This is a genomic window from Burkholderia sp. BCC1638 (assembly GCF_902833195.1).
In the GTDB taxonomy this organism is placed as follows: Bacteria; Pseudomonadota; Gammaproteobacteria; order Burkholderiales; family Burkholderiaceae; genus Burkholderia; species Burkholderia diffusa.
Window position 1 is genome coordinate 1 of record NZ_CADFEC010000020.1, and the last position, 20,534, is coordinate 20,534.

The following is a 20,534-nucleotide window of genomic DNA, read 5'->3' on the forward strand; positions in this document are numbered from 1 at the left end:
GTGACGGCATCGGCGTCGTCCGAATAGCGTTTGAAGCGCAGCAGCCGGCAGAACGGCTTCTCGACGATCGTCTGCTCGACGATCGGGATGTTGTGGCCGTCCTTGACGATCTGATGAATGTTGAATTCGGGCTTCTCGTAATCCTTGCCGAGCCGGTACATCAGCTCGTACGCGGCGGCCATCCGCGTCGCGCCGGGCATCAGCGAGAACGGGCTCGACGGGTTGGCGAACGACTTGGATGCGGCCTGGGCCCAGGCCGTGAGCGGGCTCAGCATCGCCCGCTGGAATTCGTGCAGTTGGTAAAGCATGCAGACTACTCCCGCGTGGGGGACGGTGCGCAAGGGCGGCGTGGGGCGTCGCGGCGTGCCGTGTGGGTCAGCGACCGGCCATGGTGCAGTGCGGCCGGACAATCGAATCGATCATATCGGACAACGATGGGTGTTGCAATGCAACATTTCCCCGATTTTTCATCAAACTTTTGCGAATTGACGATCTCTGAAGAAGCCGCTCCGGCCCCGGTCAGCGCCCTGTCGCCACGGCCGGCGCCGGCTGGCCGGCCGCGCGCGCCATGGCGTCTTCGTGGTGCATCAGGTTCATTGCAGTATGCACCAGCGCCACGTGCGAGAACGCCTGCGGGAAGTTGCCGACGAGCCGGCCCTCGACCGGGTCGTATTCCTCGGCGAGCAGCCCGAGGTCGTTGGACAGCGCGAGCAGCCGGCTGAAGAGCCGGTGCGCGTCGTCGATCCGGCCGAGCAGCGCGTAGTTGTCGACCAGCCAGAAACTGCACGCGAGAAACGTGCCTTCGCCGGGCGGCAGGCCGTCGTCGTACTCCGTCGTTCGGTAGCGCATCACGAGCCCGTCGTGCAGCAATTCCCGCTCGATCGCGTCGACCGTGCCGACGATGCGCGGGTCTTCCGGCGGCAGGAAGCCGAGCAGCGGCATCAGCAGCACGCTCGCGTCGAGTTCGTCGCTGCCGTAACTCTGCGCAAACGCCCGTTTGCCTTCATGCCATGCGTTGTCGCAGACGTCCGCGTGGATCCGGTCGCGCAGCGCGCGCCAGCGGTCGAGCGACGCGGGCAGCCGGAACATTTCCGCCGACTTGATCGCGCGGTCGAATGCGACCCACGCCATCACCTTCGAGAACGTGAAATGGCGGCGGCCGCCGCGCGTTTCCCAGATCCCCTCGTCGGGTTCCTGCCAGATCTTCTCGAGATGATCGAGCAGTGAACACTGGACGGACCACACCGTGTCGTCGGCCTGCAGGCCGCCCACGCGCGCGAGGTGCAGCGCGGCCATCACTTCGCCGAACACGTCGAGCTGGAGCTGGTTCGCGGCGCCGTTGCCGACGCGCACCGGTTTCGAATCCTGGTAGCCGGGCAGCCAGTCGAGCTCCATTTCCGGCAGCCGGCGTTCGCCCGCGATCCCGTACATGATCTGGATTTGCTCGGGCGAGCCGGCCATCACGCGGCCGAGCCACGTGCGCCAGGCGCGCGCCTCGTCGTAGTAGCCGCCGCGCATCAGCGCGAGCAACGTGATCGTCGCGTCGCGCAGCCAGCAATAGCGGTAGTCCCAGTTGCGGTTGCCGCCGATCTTTTCGGGCAGCGACGTGGTGGGCGCCGCGACGATCCCGCCGGTCGGCTCGTACGCGAGCGCCTTCAGCGTGATCAGCGAGCGGCGCACGGCCGCCGCGTAGCGACCCTGCACCTGGCAGCGGCCCGACCATTCGAGCCAGTAGTTCTCGGTGCGGGCGAGCATCGACAGCGGATCGCGCGCAGGCGGCAGCCGCAGGTGCGACGCCGCGTAGCTGAGCGAAAACGGCACGCGTTCGTCGGCGCTCACCGTGAATTCCGCGAGCGTATGGAGGTTCTTGCCGGTGAGCGGCACCAGCGTGCGCAGCACGACGGTATCGGGGCCGGCGATCGCCTTCACGCCGTCCTCGCGGGTCAGTTGCGTGACCCACGGGATCGAGAAACCGTAGTCGAAGCGCAACACCAGCTCCATGCGCATCTTCATCGTGCCGTGGCGGCCGACGACGATCCGCACCAGTTCGGACCAGCCATTGCCGGGCGGCATGAAGTCGATCACGGTGACTGCGCCGTCGGCGCTTTCATAGTCGCTCTCGAGGATCAGCGTGTCGCCGCGATAGCGGCGCGTCGTGTGCGTGATCGCGGCGTCGTCGGCCGGCGCGAGCAGCCAGCGGCCGTGCTCGGGCGTGCCGACCAGCGCCGCGAAACAGGCGCCCGAATCGAAGCGGGGCCAGCACAGCCAGTCGACGGAGCCGTCTTTCGAGATCAGCGCGGCGGTGTGGCCGTCGCCGACGAGGGCGTAGTCTTCGATCAGGGCGGGCATGGGCAAGCGGTCCTTGGGTATTCGAGTTCACTATGCAGGCGGAGGCGCCCTGGCTTCACGCGCCGGCGTCGCGCCCCGTATACTCGGCCGGGCGGCGGAGCGCATGAACGGCCGGCGTTTCGTCCTATCTCAACACTTGAAGCGACTCGATGCAAGGAGGATTCAATGCCCAGCCGTTTACGCGAGCGTGACGCACGCGCTTCGACACGAGGGTTCCCGCTTAGGCTCGCTCACTGGATGAAAGGTTTCGCGATCGTGCTGTCCTTGTCCGCGACCCATGCCTTCGCTCAACAATCGCCGGCACCGGCCGATGGCGTCTACAACCTGCTCGTCGGCACCTATACGGGGCGCGGCAGCGACGGGATCTACGTTTACCGCTTCGATACGAAAACGGGCAGTGTCGCACCCGTGTCGTCGGCGAAGACCGTGAATCCGTCCTACCTGTTGCCAAGCCGCGACGGTCGCACCGTCTACGCGGTCAACGAACTGCCCGGCGACAACGGCCCTGCGACGCAGCGCGGCGGCGTCAGCGCGTTCGGCTTCGATCCGAAGACGGGAGCGCTCACGTTCATCGACCGCGTGTCGTCCGAAGGGAACGATCCTTGCTATCTCGCGCTGTCGCCGGACGGCAAGTACCTCGTCACGGCCAACTACTCGGTCGCGGCCGATCCGGGCGGCAGCTTCGCCGTGTTCCCGGTCCGCGACGGCGGTGCGGTCGGCCCGGCCGCGCTGACGGTGCATCACGAAGGCACGGGGCCCGTGAAGGGGCGCCAGGACGGCGCGCACGTGCACTCGACGGTGTTCTCGCCCGATGGCCGTTACCTGTTCGTGCAGGACCTCGGCGCGGACAAGATCTACGGCTACCGCTACACGATCGACGGCAGCCGCGGGTTGATCAGCCCGACCGACACGCGCTACACGCCGGTGAAGGCCGGCTCCGGCCCGCGTCACATGGTGTTCGGCGCCGACGGCCGGTTCGCGTACGTGACGAGCGAGCTCAACGCGGCGGTCGAGGTGTTCGGCCACCACGACGGCAAGCTGACGCCGGTCGAGACGCTGCCGATGACGGTGCCGGGCTTCAAGGGCAAGGTGGGCGGCGGCGCGATCCACCTGTCGCCGGACGGCCGCTTCCTGTACGCGAGCAACCGTGGCGACGTGAACGAAATCGTGATCTACGCGGTGAACAAGGCCGATGGCCGGCTGAAGACCGTCGGGCGCCAGTCGAGCCTCGGCAAGACGCCGCGCGAATTCCTGATCGATCCGACCGGCAAGTGGCTGATCGTCGGCAACCAGGACAGCGATACGTTCTACGTATTCAGTCGCGACGTCGAAACGGGGCAGCTCGGCCCGAATCCGCAGAAGGTGGCGCTCGGCAGCCCGGTCGATTTCAAGCTGGTGCCGGTGGCGCAGTAAATGGAGAAAGGGCGCTGCTTCTGCAGCGCCCTTTTTTTTCGTTCGGGCGGCCGCTTGCGCGGGGCGCCCGTATCGGTCGTCGTCGGCCGCGCGGCCGCCGTGCTCAGTCGGCCGCGGCCGGCACGAGCACCTCGCGGCTGCCGTTGATCCCCATCGGCGACACGAGCCCGGCTGCTTCCATCTGCTCGACGAGCCGCGCGGCGCGGTTGTAGCCGATGCGCAACTGGCGCTGCACCGACGAGATCGACGCGCGCCGTGTGCGCACGACGAACGCGACCGCTTCGTCGTACAGCGGATCGGCTTCCGCATCCGGCGCGTCGCCGAACAGGTCCTGCGTCGCGCCGTCGGCGGCCGGGCCGTCGAGAATCCCTTCCTCGTACTGCGGCTCGCCGAACTGCTTCAGGTATTCCACGATCCGGTGCACTTCCTCGTCCGCGACGAACGCGCCGTGCACGCGCTGCGGGTAGCCGGTGCCCGGCGGCAGGAACAGCATGTCGCCCTGGCCGAGCAGCGATTCGGCGCCCATCTGATCGAGGATCGTGCGCGAGTCGATCTTCGACGACACCTGGAACGCGACGCGCGTCGGGATGTTCGCCTTGATGAGGCCGGTGATCACGTCGACCGACGGGCGCTGCGTCGCGAGGATCAGGTGGATGCCGGCCGCGCGCGCCTTCTGCGCGAGACGGGCGATCAGCTCCTCGATCTTCTTGCCGGCGACCATCATCAGGTCGGCCAGCTCGTCGATCACGACGACGATCAGCGGCAGCTTCGACAGCGGCTCGGGATCGTCGGGCGTCAGCGAGAACGGGTTGCCGATCTTCTTTTCCTTCGCTTCAGCGTCGCGGATCTTCTGGTTGAAGCCCGCGAGGTTGCGCACGCCGACGGCCGACATCAGGCGGTAGCGCTTCTCCATTTCGCCGACGCACCAGTTCAGCGCATTCGCCGCGAGCTTCATGTCGGTGACGACCGGCGCCAGCAGGTGCGGGATGCCTTCGTAGACCGACAACTCGAGCATCTTCGGGTCGATCATGATGAGCCGCACGTCCTCGGGCGTCGCCTTGTACAGCAGCGACAGGATCATCGCGTTGATCGCGACCGACTTGCCCGAACCCGTCGTGCCGGCGACCAGCATGTGCGGCGCCTTCGCGAGATCGGTGACGACCGGGTGGCCGGTGATGTCCTTGCCCATCGCGATCGTCAGCTGCGACGCCGAATGCTGGTACTGGCGCGATTCGAGGATTTCCGACAGGCGGATCATCTGGCGTTTCGCGTTCGGCAGCTCGAGGCCCATGCAGGTCTTGCCGGGAATCGTCTCGACGACGCGGATCGACGTGAGGCCGAGGCCGCGCGACAGGTCCTTCATCAGGCCGACGATCTGGCTGCCGCGCACGCCGAGCGCGGGTTCGATCTCGAAGCGCGTGATCACCGGACCCGCCGATGCACCGACCACGGTCACCGGCACCTTGAATTCCTGCAGGCGCTGCTCGATGACCTGGGCGGTCTGCGCGAGGTGTTCCTCGGTGATCGTTTCGATATCGTCGGAGGCGGGCTCGAGCAGGTCGAGCGTCGGCAGTTCGACGTTGAACGACGCGGGTGCGTGGAATTCGAACGCGTTCGGGCGCGGCTGGCGCGCGGGTTCGGCCGATGCGTCCGGGGGCGGGGCGCTCGATTCCGCCGGTGCCGGCGGCACGGTGGCCTCGGACAGCGTCGTGTCCGGCGGCGGTGCGGTCGTGACGGCCGGGATGGCGATGCCGGTTGCCGCGGGCGTCGCGCCCGTGCCGGGCATGGACCAGCTCGCCGATGCAGCAGCGGGGGCCAGCGGGGCGGTGAACGACCGGGCCTGCGGCGCCGGTGCGGACGCGACGGGTTGTGCCGGGTTCGCCGTGTCGATGGATCCGCCCGGTGTGGAGAAGGTCGGCATTGCCGACACAGACGCGGTCGCGGAAGTCGCGGGCGCGGCCGATGCCGTCGCGGGGGCGGTCGTGGCGAAGGAGGCCGGCGCGCCACCCGTCGCTGCAGGCACGCCGCCGAACGCGGCGGGTGCAGCGGCAACGATCGTGCTCGTCGGGGCGAGTGCGCCGGAAGACGGCGCCGAGATGACCGCAGCGGCGGCGGCAGGCGCGATGCCGGGTGCTGCCTGCGCTACTGCGGGCGGCGTGGCCTGCGTGCCGGTCGACCAAGCGTCAGACGTGCGGTTCGTCGGTGCTGCCGGAGGCGTGGCCGATGCGGTCGACGTTGCGGTAAATGCGCTGCCGGACGGGGCGTCAGACGCGACGGCAGGCGACACCTGCGTGCTTTGCGCCGGATGCGATCCGGTTGCGCTGAAGGACGTGCCGGTCGATGCGGGTGCGGACGCGGCCGGCTGCGATGTGGCCGGACCGGAAGCATTCATTGCGGGCGTCGGAGCAGACATCGCCACGGGGGCGGACGGCTGCGCGGCGGGCAGGACGGCGGCACCGGTCGAAGGAGTATGGGCGGGTGCCGTCGGTGCGGGTGCCGGCGTGACCGCGGCCGATGCCGCACCCGGCACGTGACCGCTGGAACCGTGTGCGGCCGCCGTGGCGCCCATCGGCGCGGACGGCTCGGCCGATACAACGGGCGCCGCCGATGCGGTGGGTTGCGACGGCGACCAAGAGGCCGTGCCAGTCATGCCGGAGAACGAAGGCGTCGCGGCGGCCGGTGTGCTGTTCGACGTGTTCGCCGGTGCGGGTGCCAGGGCAGCAGAGCCCGGCGTGGTCCCGACGCGCGACGACGCGGAAGTTGCCGGAATCGTCAGCGCACCAGAGGAGGTTTCCGCGGACAACGGCTTCGACCACGACGCAGACGCAGGTTCCGCCATCGCGGAGATCGACGCCGCCGATGCGGGTGGCATGGCATCGGCAAGCGGCCGCGTCGGCGTTGCCGCGATCGACGAAGCGGGGAGGGGAGTGGTCGGCGCGACCTGCTGGACAGGCGTCACGACGTCCTGAGTCGCGTGCGTGTCCGGTGTCGTATCGACCGATACGGTGGTATCGGCCGGCAGTGTGGATTGCGACTGGACCTGACCGACCGTCCCTGCGGCCGTTGCCGCATCCTTCGCGTCGGCGGTGCGGCCCATGCAGCTTGCCATCGACGTGACGCTGGCCGCATGCGAACTGACAGCCTCGCTCGTCGCCCCCGACTCATCCGCATCGGACAGCGGCGCGGCAATCGGGCTTTCATGCGATGCGTCGAGTCCGGAAACCGGCGGGCTGACGATGTCTTCCCACGGTGCGAAGTCGATCGGTGAATCGAATGCCGGCGCGGCGGGAGCATTGGCGTCATGCCGATGCTCGCCTTCCGCATGACGCGTCGGTGCATCGGTCTCGACGCTGCGATCCGGTATGGCATGCCGTGCAGTTTCGCCGAAGGCCGGAATGCTCGTGCCAACATCGAGAAGGGGTGTGCGCACGCTCGGCTCGGCCGGCATGAATGCATCCAGCACGATCGGTGCGTCGTCGTATGCCGGCGTGGCTTCGTGCGTGTCCGGAAGGTCTGCGTGGCGGGGCGAGGCCTGAAGCGCGCTCGCAACGACCCCGGCGGGTACGGCCGTCGATGCCGATGCCGATGCCGCGACGCTCGCTGCCGTCGCAACCGCGGCGGCCGTCGCCGGCGCCGCATCGGGCGCCCGCACGTCGTCGAGCGTCGCCCATTGCGCGGTGCTGGCCTCGATCGAGCGCAGCGTGTCGTGAACGCTCGGCGCCGGCGTGATCGGCTCCGCGGGCTGCTGCACCCATGCGTAGAGCGGCGCGCGCGCGGGGACCGGTGGCGGGGGGCGGCGCCGTGCGGCGTCCGGCGACTGGCCGGCGCCCGCCGCTGGGCGCGCGGGCGTGCGCGGCGGCGTCACGCCGGCCGGGCGCGGTGTGACCGCGGCACGCGGCGCGGCCGGCTGCTTCATTGCGGCTGCGGCCGGGCGCGCGGCGGTCGGTTGCGGCCGAACGGGCTCGAACCCGGCCGGAAGCGGGGCCGGGTTCGGGCGCGGCACCTGTGCATTCGCTGCGGCTCGCGCGAGGCTGGCGGTGCTGCCGGTCGTCGGCGGCGGCATGGCGCTCGTCGTGCCCGATGCGGGCGGCGGGGGCATGCGATGGGCCGACGTCGGCTTCAGCCAGCCCGACGGTGCGACGGGCTCCGCGAGCGGACGCGGCGCTGCGTTGCTGCGCGGCTTCGGTCGGGCCTGCGGATCGGGTTTCCACAACGTTGGGCGCGAATAGCGGCCGTTCTGCCGCGGCGCCATCGAGTTGACGGTGTGCGCGGTGGTCGGCTGCACGATGTCGTCGTCGCGATGCAGCGCGCTGCGCGGCAGGTCGGCGACGCCGCGCACGTCGTCGTCGGCGACGTCGCGCGCGAGCTTGACGCCGAACGACGTGTCGACCCACGCGGCGAACTGCCGCCAGCCGACGCCGGTCAGCCACGGCAGGCCGGCGAAGAACAGCACGACCATCGCGACCGGCGTACCGATCGGGCCGAGCACATGCGCGAAGCCGTTCGAGAGCGCGTGGCCGAGCGCATTCGTGTCGGGGCCCGACAGCGGGCTCGTCAGCGCGCAGCTCGCGACGAACACGGCCGCGAAGCCGAGCCACAGGCGAATCGAGCCGCGGCCGGCGAGTCCGCCGCCGCCGGGCAGCATCGCCTGAACGAGACGCCAGATGAGAAGGAGGAACCAGACGGCGGAGATGCCGAACCAGCCGAAGACAACCGTGTGCATGCTTTGATGAAACAGGAAGAGGGCGGGGAGCGCGGTGCGCGACCCGCCGAGTTTAACCGGCCGGCGAACAGGACTCTAGGGCAGCATGAACGCGTCGACGCGCTTCCAGGCCACGGGACGCGTGCGTCCGGGATTCGCGCGTGGCGAAGGCGGCCGGTCGGCCTTCGCCCGCGCGCTGCATCAGGGGCTCCGGCGCGTGAAGGTCAGCGTCGCGCCGGCTTCGGTCACGATCTGCAATTGCTGCGGCTCGCGCATCTGCACGCCGGTCTTCTCGATGTGCGCGAGCGCATCGAGGTACGCGTGTTCGAGCTGGCCGCCGAGTGCGTTCGGGCATGCCATGCGCGTGCCGGCCAGCGGCCCGAAGCTCAGCAGACCGTTCTTGAGCGCGTAGGTGCCCATGTAGCGGTTGCAGCCGGAAAAGCCACTGGCGCGTCGGACGCCCGATTCGATGGACAGCGCGAGCTTGATCGGCTCGCCGTTGTCGCCGTGCGGAATCATGCGCGGCGTGCCGTCGGCGTTCACCCAGCTCGTGAGCTCCCAGCTCGTGTCGTCGAGCAGCTGGACGGCGGCGGGGTTGTACGGGTCGGGTGCGGGGGCGGCGGAATCGGGGTGGGTCGGCATCGCGCAGGCGGCGAGAAGCGTGGCAAGCGTCAACGCGCAGAGCGGCGCGCGCAGCGGGCGAAGCAGGCCGGTGCGTGCGCGTGCGGCGGCGGACAGGTGGGACATGAGCCTCGTTCCTCATCGGATTCTAATCAAGGCGTAAGAGTAACGCACCCGCCCCGCGCGAGGCGAGCCGACACTTCGCGCGTGAAAACGTTCGCAAGGCGCCGGCGGGCTTCACGCGGCGACGCGCGACGCGACGAAACCGCCCGGACCGGCACGGGTGCGCGTGTTAACATCGGAGCCGTTTTCGTCCTCCAACAGAACCAGCGGGAAATCACATGCAGATCGGTCAGCGGCTCGGTACGCCGCTTTCACCCTCGGCCACGCGCGTCATGCTGCTCGGCGCGGGCGAACTCGGCAAGGAAGTCATCATCGCGTTGCAGCGTCTCGGCGTCGAAGTCGTCGCGGTCGATCGTTATCCGGACGCGCCGGGGCACCAGGTCGCGCATCGCGCGCACGTGATCGACATGACCGACGCCGCCGCGCTGCGCGCGGTCGTCGAGGCAGAGCGCCCGCACCTGATCGTGCCGGAGATCGAGGCGATCGCGACCGATGCCCTCGCGGCGATCGAGGCGGCCGGCCTCGCCGAGGTGATCCCGACCGCGCGCGCGACGCAGCTCACGATGAACCGCGAAGGCATCCGCCGCCTCGCGGCCGAGGAGCTCGGGCTGGCGACTTCGCCGTATGCGTTCGCCGAGTCGTTCGACGCGTTCAGCGCGGCCGTCGCGAAGATCGGCATGCCGTGCGTCGTGAAGCCGGTGATGTCGTCGTCGGGCAAGGGGCAGTCGGTCGTGCGGACCGAGGCCGACGTGAAGCCTGCCTGGGATTACGCGATGGCGGGCGGCCGCGTGAACCACGGCCGTGTGATCGTCGAGGGCTTCATCGATTTCGACTACGAGATCACGCAGCTGACCGTGCGCGCGATCGATCCGGCGACGCTTGAGACGCGCACCTACTTCTGCGAGCCGGTCGGGCACGTGCAGGTGGCGGGCGATTACGTCGAATCGTGGCAGCCGCAGCCGATGAGCGCCGTCGCGTTGGAGAAGTCGCGCGAGATCGCGCACAAGGTGACCGAGGCGCTCGGCGGGCGCGGGCTGTTCGGCGTCGAGCTGTTTGTGCGCGGGGACGAAGTCTGGTTCTCCGAGGTGAGCCCGCGGCCGCACGACACCGGCCTCGTGACGCTCGCGTCGCAGCGTCAGTCGGAGTTCGAACTGCACGCGCGCGCGATTCTCGGGCTGCCGGTCGATCCGACGCTCGGCTCGCCGGCCGCGTCGGCGGTGATTTACGGCGGGCTCGACGAGCGCGGCATCGCGTTCGAGGGTGTGCGCGACGCGCTGGCCGTGCCGGGCGCCGACCTGCGCCTGTTCGGCAAACCGGAAAGCTTCGTGAAGCGGCGCATGGGCGTCGCCCTCGCGACCGGCGCGACCGTCGACGAAGCCCGCGAACGCGCAAAGCGCGCCGCGGCGGCCGTGCGGCCCGTGTCGGCGCGCTGACCGGATCGGGAGCACGCGATGGTGTCGACATGGCGGCGGATCGGCCGTATCGGCAAGGTGGGCGCCGCGCTGGCGCTGGTCGCGAGCCTCGCGGGGTGCGGCCTCGCGGCCGCGCCGTGCCGGGTCGCATCGGCCGGGCTGAAGATCGTGCCGGTCGTCGGCCATGTCGCGGCCGCGCCGACCGACGCGTGCGCCGACGTCATCGATCCCTGAGCGACGAACGCTCAATACATAACCAACGATAACCGCGCGTCCCGCGAGGGCGTGCTTCCACCCGTCTCGTGAGAGGACCTGCATGATTCGCCAAACCTTCGCCGCGCTCGCGCTGGCCGGCACCGCCGTTTCCGTCGCGCATGCCGCGCAACTGACCGTCGAGGAGATCGACGCCGATTCGCGCCAGCAGGCCCTCTATCAGTGCGCGAACCAGAAGCAGCCGGTGCGCGTGTCGTACTGGCGCGCGGGCAACGGCCAGAGCTTCGCGCTGGTGCCGGTCAACGGACAGCAACTGCTGTTCGTCGATACCGTTTCGGCGTCGGGCGTGCGCTACCAGGCCGGACGCTATACCTGGTGGACGAAGGGCAAGGAAGGGACGCTGCGCGACGAGATCGCCGACCAGAATGCGGCACCGCTGCTGGGCGACTGCGTGCAGGTCGAGAAGAAGAAAAAGAAGAAGGGCTGAGCGCCGCGCGCGATCGGATACGCCGTGCCGGCGTGCCGATTGCCGCGTTCGATGCGGGCAGCCGGGTTCGACCTCCAGCCGGATCGCTGGGCAGGCGGCGCCCGGGCTCGTCGACCGCTTGCCGATTTTCCGAAGTGCACACCCGGAATTCGACCCCTATTTTTACCCATCGGCCGATCGGGATAGCCTGGTCGCTCGACGCATCCGCCCGCGCCAGGCCTGCCGGCGCTCGCCGCGAACCGCCACCGAGGGCGTTCGCGGCGTTGTCACGGACAGATTGCTGCGCAGTGCTACAATACGCCCCTTTCCGCCGGCATTCGCGCCGAACGGAGTCCGCACGGCCTGTGGCGCCCGATGTTCGAAATGAACCGGTCCCAAGCGCCAGAGCGGCGCCGCGCGGCGCGCCGCGGCTCCGTCTACTTCCGAAATGTGATGAGCGCAGGCCCGGCCGGCCTGACGCACGATGTCCCCGCCGCGCCTTTTGAGCGAAACGCCACCATGTCCGATTCAGTCGCCAAGCCAGCCGACGCAACCTTCGATCAATTCGGCCTTGCCGCCGATATCCTGAAAGCCATCGCGGAGCAGGGCTATACGACGCCGACGCCGATCCAGGCGCAGGCCATTCCGGTCGTGCTCGCCGGCCGCGACGTCATGGGCGCCGCGCAAACGGGTACCGGCAAGACCGCGAGCTTCTCGCTGCCGATCCTCCAGCGGCTGCTGCCGCAGGCCAACACGAGCGCATCGCCCGCGCGCCACCCGGTGCGCGCGCTGATCCTCACGCCGACCCGCGAGCTCGCCGACCAGGTTGCCGCGAACGTGCACGCGTACGGGAAGCACACGCCGCTGCGCAGCGCGGTGGTGTTCGGCGGCGTCGACATGAACCCGCAGATGGCCGAGCTGCGCCGCGGCGTCGAGATCCTGATCGCGACGCCCGGCCGCCTGCTCGACCACGTGCAGCAGAAAACGGCAAACCTCGGGCAGGTGCAGATGCTCGTGCTCGACGAGGCCGACCGGATGCTCGACATGGGCTTCCTGCCGGACCTGCAGCGCATCCTGAACCTGCTGCCGAAGGAGCGTCAGACGCTGCTGTTCTCGGCCACCTTCTCGCTGGAAATCAAGAAGCTCGCATCGACCTACCTGCGCAACCCGCAGACGATCGAGGTCGCGCGCAGCAACTCGACCAACGCGAACGTCACGCAGATCGTCTACGACGTCGCCGAAGGCGACAAGCAGGCCGCCGTCGTGCAGCTGCTGCGCGATCGCGGGCTCAAGCAGGTGATCGTGTTCTGCAACAGCAAGATCGGCGCAAGCCGGCTGGCCCGCAATCTCGAGCGCGACGGCGTGGTCGCGTCGGCGATCCACGGCGACAAGACGCAGATCGAGCGGATGCAGGCCCTCGACGCGTTCAAGCGCGGCGAAATCGAGGCGCTGGTCGCGACCGACGTGGCCGCGCGCGGCCTCGACATCGCCGAACTGCCGGCCGTGATCAACTTCGACCTGCCGTTCAACGCGGAAGACTACGTGCACCGGATCGGCCGCACGGGCCGCGCGGGCGCGACGGGCGATGCGCTGTCGCTGTGCAGCCCGAACGAGCGCAAGCAGCTCGCCGATATCGAGAAGCTGATCAAGCGTCCGCTCGATGTGCAGACGCTCGCGCTCGACAAGCCGGCGCGCCATCGTCACGACGAGCGCGGCGGTGAGCGCGGCGGCGAACGCGGCGGCCGCCGCGAGCGCGACGAGCATCGCGGTGCGTCGGGGCGTCGTTCGGGCGGTTCCGAGCGCGGCGGCCATCACCGTCGTCACGAGGCGCCGGTCGATGATTTCTTCCTGAAGCCGTACGAACCGTCGGCGCCGGCGAACCAGCCGGAAGAGACGAAGTCCGCGCAGCAGCCCGAGAAGAAGGGGCCGAAGCGTCAGGTCGCCGCGCTGCTCGGCGGCTTCGGAATGCCGCGCAAGCCGTCGGCGTAAGCGGGCGGTTCAGGCGGTCGGTGCAGCGCGCGAGCGCTGCCGCGGAAACGGGTGCATGCGATGAGCATGTGCCCGTTTTTCATTGGGCGAGACGATTCGTGACGAGGCAGCCGGGAGGAGGGATGACTGATCGCGCGGGCGGGGGGCTTCGGTGCAGTGTCGTCAGCGCGCGTGCAGTTTCCGGTCGATTCAGCGCTGACGGATGCCGGAACGCGGTCGCTGCGAACAGGGATTCCGCGAACGGCTCAGCCGGCGTGTGGCCCGAAGCGACGCGCCCACGCATCGGTCGCGGCCGCGTAGAACGCATCCATCGTGTCGCCCGATGGATCGCCATCGGCGGCAAGGCCGAGATGCATGGCGGCAGCCCGCAGCGCCGGCAGCGGATCGTCCCGCTGGAGCGCGATCGCGCCGGTCTGCTTGCTGAGCTTTTCGCCGTTCGCGTCGACGACGACGGGCACGTGCAGGTATTCGGGCGTCGGCACGCCGAGACAACGCTGCAGGTGGATCTGGCGCGCGGTCGAATCGAGCAGGTCGGCGCCGCGCACGACGTGCGTGATGCCCGCGTCGGCATCGTCGACCACCACCGCGAGCTGATACGCCCATTGGCCGTCCGCGCGCTTCAGCACGAAATCGCCGACGTCGGTCGCGAGATTCTGCGCTTGCGTGTGCTGCCAGCGGTCGTCGAACGTGACGATCGCATCGTCGCCGTCCGGCACGCGCAGCCGCCACGCGCGCGCGGGCTTGCCGTGCAGGCCGGTGCGGCAGGTGCCCGGGTACGCGAGCGTCGTGTGGCGCTCGTGTGCGGCACGTAGCGAATCAGCGATTTCCTTGCGCGTGCAGCCGCACGGGTAGACGAGCCCTGCGTCGACGAGCCGGTCGAGCGCGGCCGCATAGTTGGCCTCGCGCGTGCTTTGCCACACGGGTGGCTCGTCGGGCGTCATGCCGAAATGCGCGAGCGTCGCGAGGATGTCGTCGGCGGCGCCGGGCACCGTGCGCGGGCCGTCGATGTCCTCGATGCGCACGAGCCATGCGCCGCCGTGTGCGCGCGCGTCGAGCCAGCTCGCGAGCGCACCGACCAGCGAGCCGAAATGCAGCGGGCCGGTGGGCGACGGCGCGAAGCGGCCGCGGTAACCGTTCATCGGGGCGCGGAGCGACGCGCGCTTACGCGGCGCTGGCTGTCTGCGCGCAGGCCGGGCACGACTGGCCGGCCACGTAGCTCGGCGATTGCTGGGCTTCCGGCGTGACGACCGCGCGGCACGCGAAGCACGTGACGTTTTCGGTCGGCTGCAGTTGCGGGTTCAGCGCGGTGCGGTAGTCGAACACGAAGCAGTCGCCGTGATAGTGCGCGCCGCCGACTTCCTCGAAATACTTCAGGATCCCGCCCTCGAGCTGGTACACGTTCTCGATGCCGATTTCCTTCATGTGGATCGCCGCCTTCTCGCAGCGGATGCCGCCCGTGCAGAACGACACGACGGTCTTGCCCTCGAGATCGGCGCGGCTCGCGTCGATCACTTCCGGGAACTCGCTGAACTTGTCGATTCGGTAGTCGAGCGCGTCGTCGAACGTGCCGACGTCCACTTCGAACGCGTTGCGCGTGTCGAGCATCACGACCGGGCGGCCGGCATCGTCGTGGCCGCGGTCGAGCCACGCCTTCAGCGTGCGCGCGTCGACCGACGGCGCGCGGCCGAGCTCCGGCTTGATCGCGGGCTTCTTCATCGTGATGATCTCGCGCTTCAGGCGCACGAGCATCCGGCGGAACGGCTGCGAGTCGGACAGGCTCTCCTTGAACTGCAGCGTCGCGAACTTGCCTTCGAACAGCGGATCGTGGCGGATGTAGTCGATGAACGCGTCGGTCGCTTCGCGCGAGCCGGCGATGAACAGGTTGATGCCTTCCGGCGCGAGCAGGATCGTGCCGCGCAGGCCGAGTTCGTTGCAGCGGGCGGTGACGAGCGGGCGCCATTGCTCGGTCGCGTCGAGCGACACGAAGTGGTAGGCGGCAAGGTTGACGATGGTCATGATGGTCCGACGGGAAAACGGCCGCGGCCGTGCGGCGGGCGCACGGCGGCCCCGCAAAAAAGGGTGCGAAGCCGGGGCGATGATTCGAAAACCCATATTATCCCGCAAACTGCGCATGCGCCGGCACCTGACCGTTCGGCCAACGTCGCGCGCATCGGCCGAACGGCCGCGCGCGGGGATTTTTTGGGCAGCCTTCGCGACGACGCGGCTACAATATCGCCCATGTCAGATCCCCGCTTCGTCCATCTTCGCGTTCACTCCGAATTCTCGATTGCCGACGGCATCGTGCGTCTCGACGACATCGTCAAGGCGGCGGCCGCGGACGGTCAGGGCGCGCTCGCCCTCACTGATCTCGGCAACGCATTCGGCCTCGTCCGTTTCTACCAGGAAGCCCGCGGCAAGGGCATCAAGCCGATCGCCGGCTGCGACGTCTGGATCACCAATCCGGACGATCGCGACAAACCGTCGCGCCTGCTGCTGCTGGTGAAGGACAAGGTCGGCTACCTGAACCTGTGCGAACTGCTGTCGAAGGCATGGCTCACGAACCAGTATCGCGGCCGCGCGGAACTCGACGCGAGCTGGCTCGACGGCGAGCTCTCGCAAGGGCTGCTCGCGCTGTCGGGTGCGCAGCAGGGCGATATCGGGCTCGCGTTCGCGGCCGGTAACGAGGAAGCCGCGCGCCGGCATGCCGAGCGCTGGGCGAAGATCTTCCCGGGCGGTTTCTACATCGAACTGCAGCGTTACGGCCAGCCGGGCGCCGAGGCGTACATCCAGCAGGCCGCGACGCTCGCCGCGGCGCTGCAGCTGCCGGTCGTCGCGACGCATCCGACGCAGTTCATGACCGACGACGACTTCACCGCGCACGAGGCGCGCGTGTGCATCTCGGAAGGCGACATGCTCGCGAATCCGCGGCGCCAGAAGCGCTTCACGACCGATCAGTATTTCCGCACGCAGGACGAGATGGCCGCGCTGTTCGCCGACTTGCCGTCGGCGGTCGCCAACACGGTCGAGATCGCGAAGCGCTGCAACCTGAAGCTCGAGCTCGGCAAGCCGAAGCTGCCGCTGTTTCCGACGCCGGACGGCATGTCGCTCGACGACTACTTGGTCCAGCTGTCGAAGGAAGGGCTCGAGAAGCGCCTCGAGCAGCTGTATCCGGATGCGGCGGAGCGCGAAGCGCAGCGCGACACGTACTACAAGCGGCTCGAGTTCGAGTGCGGGACCATCACGAAGATGGGCTTCCCGGGCTACTTCCTGATCGTTGCGGACTTCATCAACTGGGCGAAGAACAACGGCGTGCCGGTCGGCCCGGGCCGCGGCTCGGGCGCCGGTTCGCTGGTCGCGTACGCGCTCGGCATTACCGATCTGGACCCGCTGCGTTACAACCTGCTGTTCGAGCGATTCCTGAATCCGGAACGCGTGTCGATGCCCGACTTCGACATCGACTTCTGCCAGCACGGCCGCGATCGCGTGATCCAGTACGTGAAGGAAAAATACGGCGCGGACGCCGTGTCGCAGATCGCCACCTTCGGCACGATGGCCGCGAAGGCGGCCGTGCGCGACATCGGCCGCGTGCTCGACCTCGGCTACATGTTCACCGACGGCGTCGCGAAGCTGATCCCGTTCAAGCCCGGCAAGCACGTGACCATCGCCGACGCGATGAAGGAAGAGCCGCAACTGCAGGAGCGCTACGACCACGAGGACGAAGTGCACCAGCTGCTCGACCTCGCGCAGCGCGTCGAGGGCCTCACGCGTAACGTCGGGATGCACGCGGGCGGCGTGCTGATCGCGCCCGGCAAGCTGACCGACTTCTGTCCGCTGTACACGCAGGGCGACGACGGTGGTGTCGTCAGCCAGTACGACAAGGACGACGTCGAAGCCGTCGGCCTCGTGAAGTTCGACTTTCTGGGTCTCACGACGCTGACGATCCTCGACTGGGCCGAGCGCTACATCCGCCGTCTCGATGCGTCGAAGGCCGACTGGTCGCTCGCGCAGGTGCCGCTCGACGATCCGGCATCGTTCCAGATCCTGAAGAAGGCCAACACGGTCGCCGTGTTCCAGCTGGAAAGCCGCGGGATGCAGGGCATGCTGAAGGACGCGCAGCCCGACCGCTTCGAGGACATCATCGCGCTCGTGTCGTTGTACCGTCCGGGCCCGATGGACCTGATCCCGAGCTTCTGCGCACGGAAGCACGGCCGCGAGAAGGTCGACTATCCGGATCCGCGCGTCGAACCCGTCCTGAAAGAGACCTACGGCATCATGGTCTATCAGGAGCAGGTGATGCAGATGGCGCAGATCATCGGCGGTTACTCGCTCGGCGGCGCCGACCTGTTGCGTCGCGCGATGGGCAAGAAGAAGCCCGAGGAGATGGTCAAGCACCGCGAGATCTTCGCCGAGGGTGCGGCGAAGAACGGCCTCACGCGCGAGAAGTCCGACGAGATCTTCGACCTGATGGAGAAGTTCGCGGGCTACGGCTTCAACAAGTCGCACGCGGCGGCCTACGCGCTGCTCGCGTATTACACCGCGTGGCTGAAGGCGCACCATCCGGCCGAATTCATGGCGGCCAACATGACGCTCGCGATGGACGACACCGACAAGGTGAAGATCCTGTTCGACGACTGCGTTGTGAACAACCTCGTCGTGCTGCCGCCGGACATCAACCAGTCGCATTACCGGTTCGAGCCCGTCGCTGAAGCCGACGGCAAGCGCTCGCGCACGATCCGCTACGGTCTCGGCGCGGTGAAGGGCAGCGGCCAGAACGCGATCGAGGAAATCCTGCGCGCGCGCGAGGAAAAGCCGTTCACCGACCTGTTCGATTTCTGCGAGCGGATCGACCGGCGTGTCGTCAACCGCCGCACGGTCGAGGCGCTGATCCGTGCCGGCGCGTTCGATTCGCTGAACGCGAATCGCGCGCAGATGCTCGCGTCGGTGCCGCTCGCGATGGAAGCGGCCGAGCAGGCCGCGGCGAACGCGATGCAGGCCGGCCTGTTCGACATGGGGGCCGAGTCGCCGCACGCGCATGCGCTCGTTGACGAACCCGCGTGGGACGACAAGCGTCGCCTGCAGGAAGAGAAGGGCGCGCTCGGCTTCTACCTGTCCGGCCACCTGTTCGATGCGTATCGCGACGAAGTGCGCCGGTTCGTGCGGCAGAAGGTCGGCGACCTGAAGGAAGGGCGCGACAAGCTCGTCGCGGGCATCATCGCATCGCTGCGCACGCAGATGACCCAGCGCGGCAAGATGCTGATCGCGTTGCTCGACGACGGTTCGGGCCAGTGCGAGATCACGATCTTCAACGAGCAGTTCGAGGCGAACAAGGCGCTGTTCAAGGAAGACGAACTGCTGATCGTGCAGGGACAGGCACGCAACGATGCGTTCACCGGCGGTATCCGTTTCACGGCCGACACGGTGATGGATCTCGAGCGGGCGCGCAGCCGCTACGCGCAGGCGGTGCGGCTCACGATGAACGGCAATGCGGATGCGGCGGCGCTGCGCCGCGTGCTCGAGCCGCACGTGTCGAAGGACGATCCGGCGGCCGCGCAGGCGGTCGAGGCGCCCGCGCCGCGCGGCGGCGGGCGCGACGGCGGCCGTCGCCCGCAGGCGCCGCTGCCGAACGGGCTCGCGGTCCAGGTTCACTACAGCAACGCGCGCGCGCAGGGTGAAATGCGTCTCGGCGACGCGTGGCGCGTCAAACCGAGCGACACGCTGCTCGCGGAGTTGCGCGCGACGTTCGACGGCAGCATCGTCGAAATCACGTACTGAGCGGTCACGCCCGACGGTCGTCGTCTGCACGGCTCGTCGCATCGCCATCGTGCGGTGCGGCGGGCCGTTTTCATTTCGGCGGGTGCTTGGGGCCGTCATCCGGACGCTATACAATCCGTCGCGCGCGACGCAAATGCGGCGCCGGCCGCGGCACGTCCGCCGGCCCGGGCGATATTGCGCGCGTGAAAACGGGGGCGGTTCAGCGCGGCACGCGATGCGGCGCGGTGCCGCGAGCGAACACGCGACGAGGCCGGCACGGGGAAGGGCGCCAGGATGCCGGTCGGTACGCGACGATAAAAAAACCGACAGCACGACCACAACAATGGCCAACGGGAAACCGACGAGGCGGATCCTCGTGATCCGGATTGATTTTCTGGGCGACATGCTGTGCACGACCGCTTTCCTCGGCGCGCTGAATCAGCGCTGGCCCGGTGCGGAACTGCACGTCGTCGCGAACCGCTACAACGCGGCCGCGCTGGCCGGCAACCCGGACGTGCACGCGGTCCATACTTACGTGTACAGCCGTCAATGCGAGCGCAACGACCGCCCGGGACGGATGCGCGCGCTCTTCGACAGGCTGCGGCTCGTGCGCCGGCTGCGCCGCTTGCGGTTCGACCTCGTGGTCGTGCCGAACGGCGGCATGCATCGCAGCAGCATCCAGTTCGCGCGACAGCTCGGCGTGAAGGATTGCCGCTGGCACGATGCCGATTCAGAATTCGACGATCGCAAGCCCGAACACGTCGCGTCGCGGCCGATGTGCCATGAGGCGCTGTCGGGATTCCGGCTCGTGCCCGAGCTCGGCCGCACCGGGCTCGACGGTCTCGAGCTGTCCGTCCACCCGGACCGCGCGCTGCAGGAAACGTGGTATCGGCTGCTCGGGCCGCGCACGAAGCCGCGCGTCGGGCTCTTCGTGTCGAACAAGGCGGCGGAGCGACGCTGGCCGGCCGATCGATGGCGCGACCTCGCTCGGCGGCTCGCACCGCTCGCCGACGTGATCGTGTTCCGCGATCCCGCCGTGTCGGCCGCGGCCGACCACGACACGTGGCGGGATGTGGACGCCCGGCATGTCGCGCCGTCGTCGGTCGCCGAGCTGGTGGCCGCCGCGAGCCTGCTCGACGCGATCGTGTCGGCCGACAGCGCGCCCGTGCATCTCGCGTCGGCGCTCGGCGTGCCGGTCGCCGCGCTGTTCGAGGACCGTCCCGAGAAATACCGGCGCTGGCATCCGCTCGGCGTGCCGCACATCATCCTGCGGGCCGGCGCGACGGTCGACGCGATCGGCGTCGACGCGCTCGAGCGCGCGGTGCTTCATCTGTTGATGCCGGCCGGGCAGCCCGAAGAAGCGATGGGCGGCGCGGTGCCGCTTCCGGCTACCGCCTTCGCGGCACCTGGAGCCGACGCAATCGTGTTGTAGCCCCCGGGACGGCAGGCGGCGACGGCATTGCCGGCGACGCCGTCGGACGGACAAACGGACGCC

12 protein-coding genes and 1 pseudogene are annotated in these 20,534 nt (G+C 68.9%); 7 read left to right on the plus strand and 6 right to left on the minus strand.

What is annotated here, in order from left to right:
• Together HWX22_RS21730 and HWX22_RS21735 are read right to left on the minus strand one after the other, a co-directional pair.
• Positions 1-308, minus strand: a pseudogene (locus HWX22_RS21730) (polyhydroxyalkanoate depolymerase); the annotation flags it as partial.
• Positions 309-519: 211 nt separating this feature from the next.
• Positions 520-2,349 carry a glycoside hydrolase family 15 protein gene (locus HWX22_RS21735; RefSeq protein WP_175916373.1) on the minus strand — a complete coding sequence of 610 codons (1,830 nt, stop codon included), beginning with the start codon at positions 2,347-2,349 and terminating at the stop codon, positions 520-522.
• Between the two features lie 165 nt (positions 2,350-2,514).
• On the opposite strand from HWX22_RS21735, the gene HWX22_RS21740 reads away from it, so the two are divergent.
• A complete protein-coding gene (locus HWX22_RS21740; RefSeq protein ID WP_082725500.1) occupies positions 2,515-3,762 on the plus strand; it encodes a lactonase family protein in 1,248 nt (415 codons plus the stop codon).
• Between the two features lie 103 nt (positions 3,763-3,865).
• On the opposite strand, the gene HWX22_RS21745 is transcribed toward HWX22_RS21740, so the two are convergent.
• Together HWX22_RS21745 and HWX22_RS21750 are read right to left on the minus strand one after the other, a co-directional pair.
• Positions 3,866-8,485 carry a DNA translocase FtsK gene (locus tag HWX22_RS21745; RefSeq protein WP_175916374.1) on the minus strand — a complete coding sequence of 1,540 codons (4,620 nt, stop codon included), beginning with the start codon at positions 8,483-8,485 and terminating at the stop codon, positions 3,866-3,868.
• A 180-nt stretch (positions 8,486-8,665) separates the two neighbouring features.
• Entirely contained in the window at positions 8,666-9,211 is a 546-nt protein-coding gene (locus tag HWX22_RS21750) for an META domain-containing protein (protein ID WP_175910925.1), read from the minus strand.
• 215 nt (positions 9,212-9,426) lie between these two features.
• On the opposite strand from HWX22_RS21750, the gene purT reads away from it, so the two are divergent.
• The 4 genes from purT (at position 9,427) to HWX22_RS21770 (ending at position 13,288) form a co-directional block, all read left to right on the plus strand.
• Positions 9,427-10,641 carry a formate-dependent phosphoribosylglycinamide formyltransferase gene (purT, locus tag HWX22_RS21755; RefSeq protein WP_059527309.1) on the plus strand — a complete coding sequence of 405 codons (1,215 nt, stop codon included), beginning with the start codon at positions 9,427-9,429 and terminating at the stop codon, positions 10,639-10,641.
• 18 nt (positions 10,642-10,659) lie between these two features.
• Positions 10,660-10,854 carry a DUF6726 family protein gene (locus HWX22_RS21760; protein ID WP_175910923.1) on the plus strand — a complete coding sequence of 65 codons (195 nt, stop codon included), beginning with the start codon at positions 10,660-10,662 and terminating at the stop codon, positions 10,852-10,854.
• 82 nt (positions 10,855-10,936) lie between these two features.
• Positions 10,937-11,320 carry an MliC family protein gene (locus tag HWX22_RS21765; protein WP_175910922.1) on the plus strand — a complete coding sequence of 128 codons (384 nt, stop codon included), beginning with the start codon at positions 10,937-10,939 and terminating at the stop codon, positions 11,318-11,320.
• A 432-nt stretch (positions 11,321-11,752) separates the two neighbouring features.
• Positions 11,753-13,288: a DEAD/DEAH box helicase gene (locus tag HWX22_RS21770; RefSeq protein WP_175916375.1), complete on the plus strand. Its 1,536-nt coding sequence runs from the start codon at positions 11,753-11,755 to the stop codon at positions 13,286-13,288.
• A gap of 245 nt (positions 13,289-13,533) precedes the next feature.
• Here HWX22_RS21770 and gluQRS read toward each other — a convergent pair whose 3' ends face one another.
• A complete protein-coding gene (gene gluQRS, locus HWX22_RS21775) occupies positions 13,534-14,427 on the minus strand; it encodes a tRNA glutamyl-Q(34) synthetase GluQRS (protein WP_175916376.1) in 894 nt (297 codons plus the stop codon).
• A gap of 22 nt (positions 14,428-14,449) precedes the next feature.
• Positions 14,450-15,304 carry a sulfurtransferase gene (locus tag HWX22_RS21780; protein ID WP_175916377.1) on the minus strand — a complete coding sequence of 285 codons (855 nt, stop codon included), beginning with the start codon at positions 15,302-15,304 and terminating at the stop codon, positions 14,450-14,452.
• A gap of 222 nt (positions 15,305-15,526) precedes the next feature.
• Between HWX22_RS21780 and dnaE the strand changes: the two genes are divergently transcribed.
• Complete coding sequence (dnaE, locus tag HWX22_RS21785) at positions 15,527-19,060, plus strand: DNA polymerase III subunit alpha (RefSeq protein WP_175916378.1); 3,534 nt, start codon at positions 15,527-15,529, stop codon at positions 19,058-19,060.
• A 322-nt stretch (positions 19,061-19,382) separates the two neighbouring features.
• Positions 19,383-20,471: a glycosyltransferase family 9 protein gene (locus HWX22_RS21790; protein ID WP_175916379.1), complete on the plus strand. Its 1,089-nt coding sequence runs from the start codon at positions 19,383-19,385 to the stop codon at positions 20,469-20,471.
• Positions 20,472-20,534 lie beyond the last annotated feature (63 nt).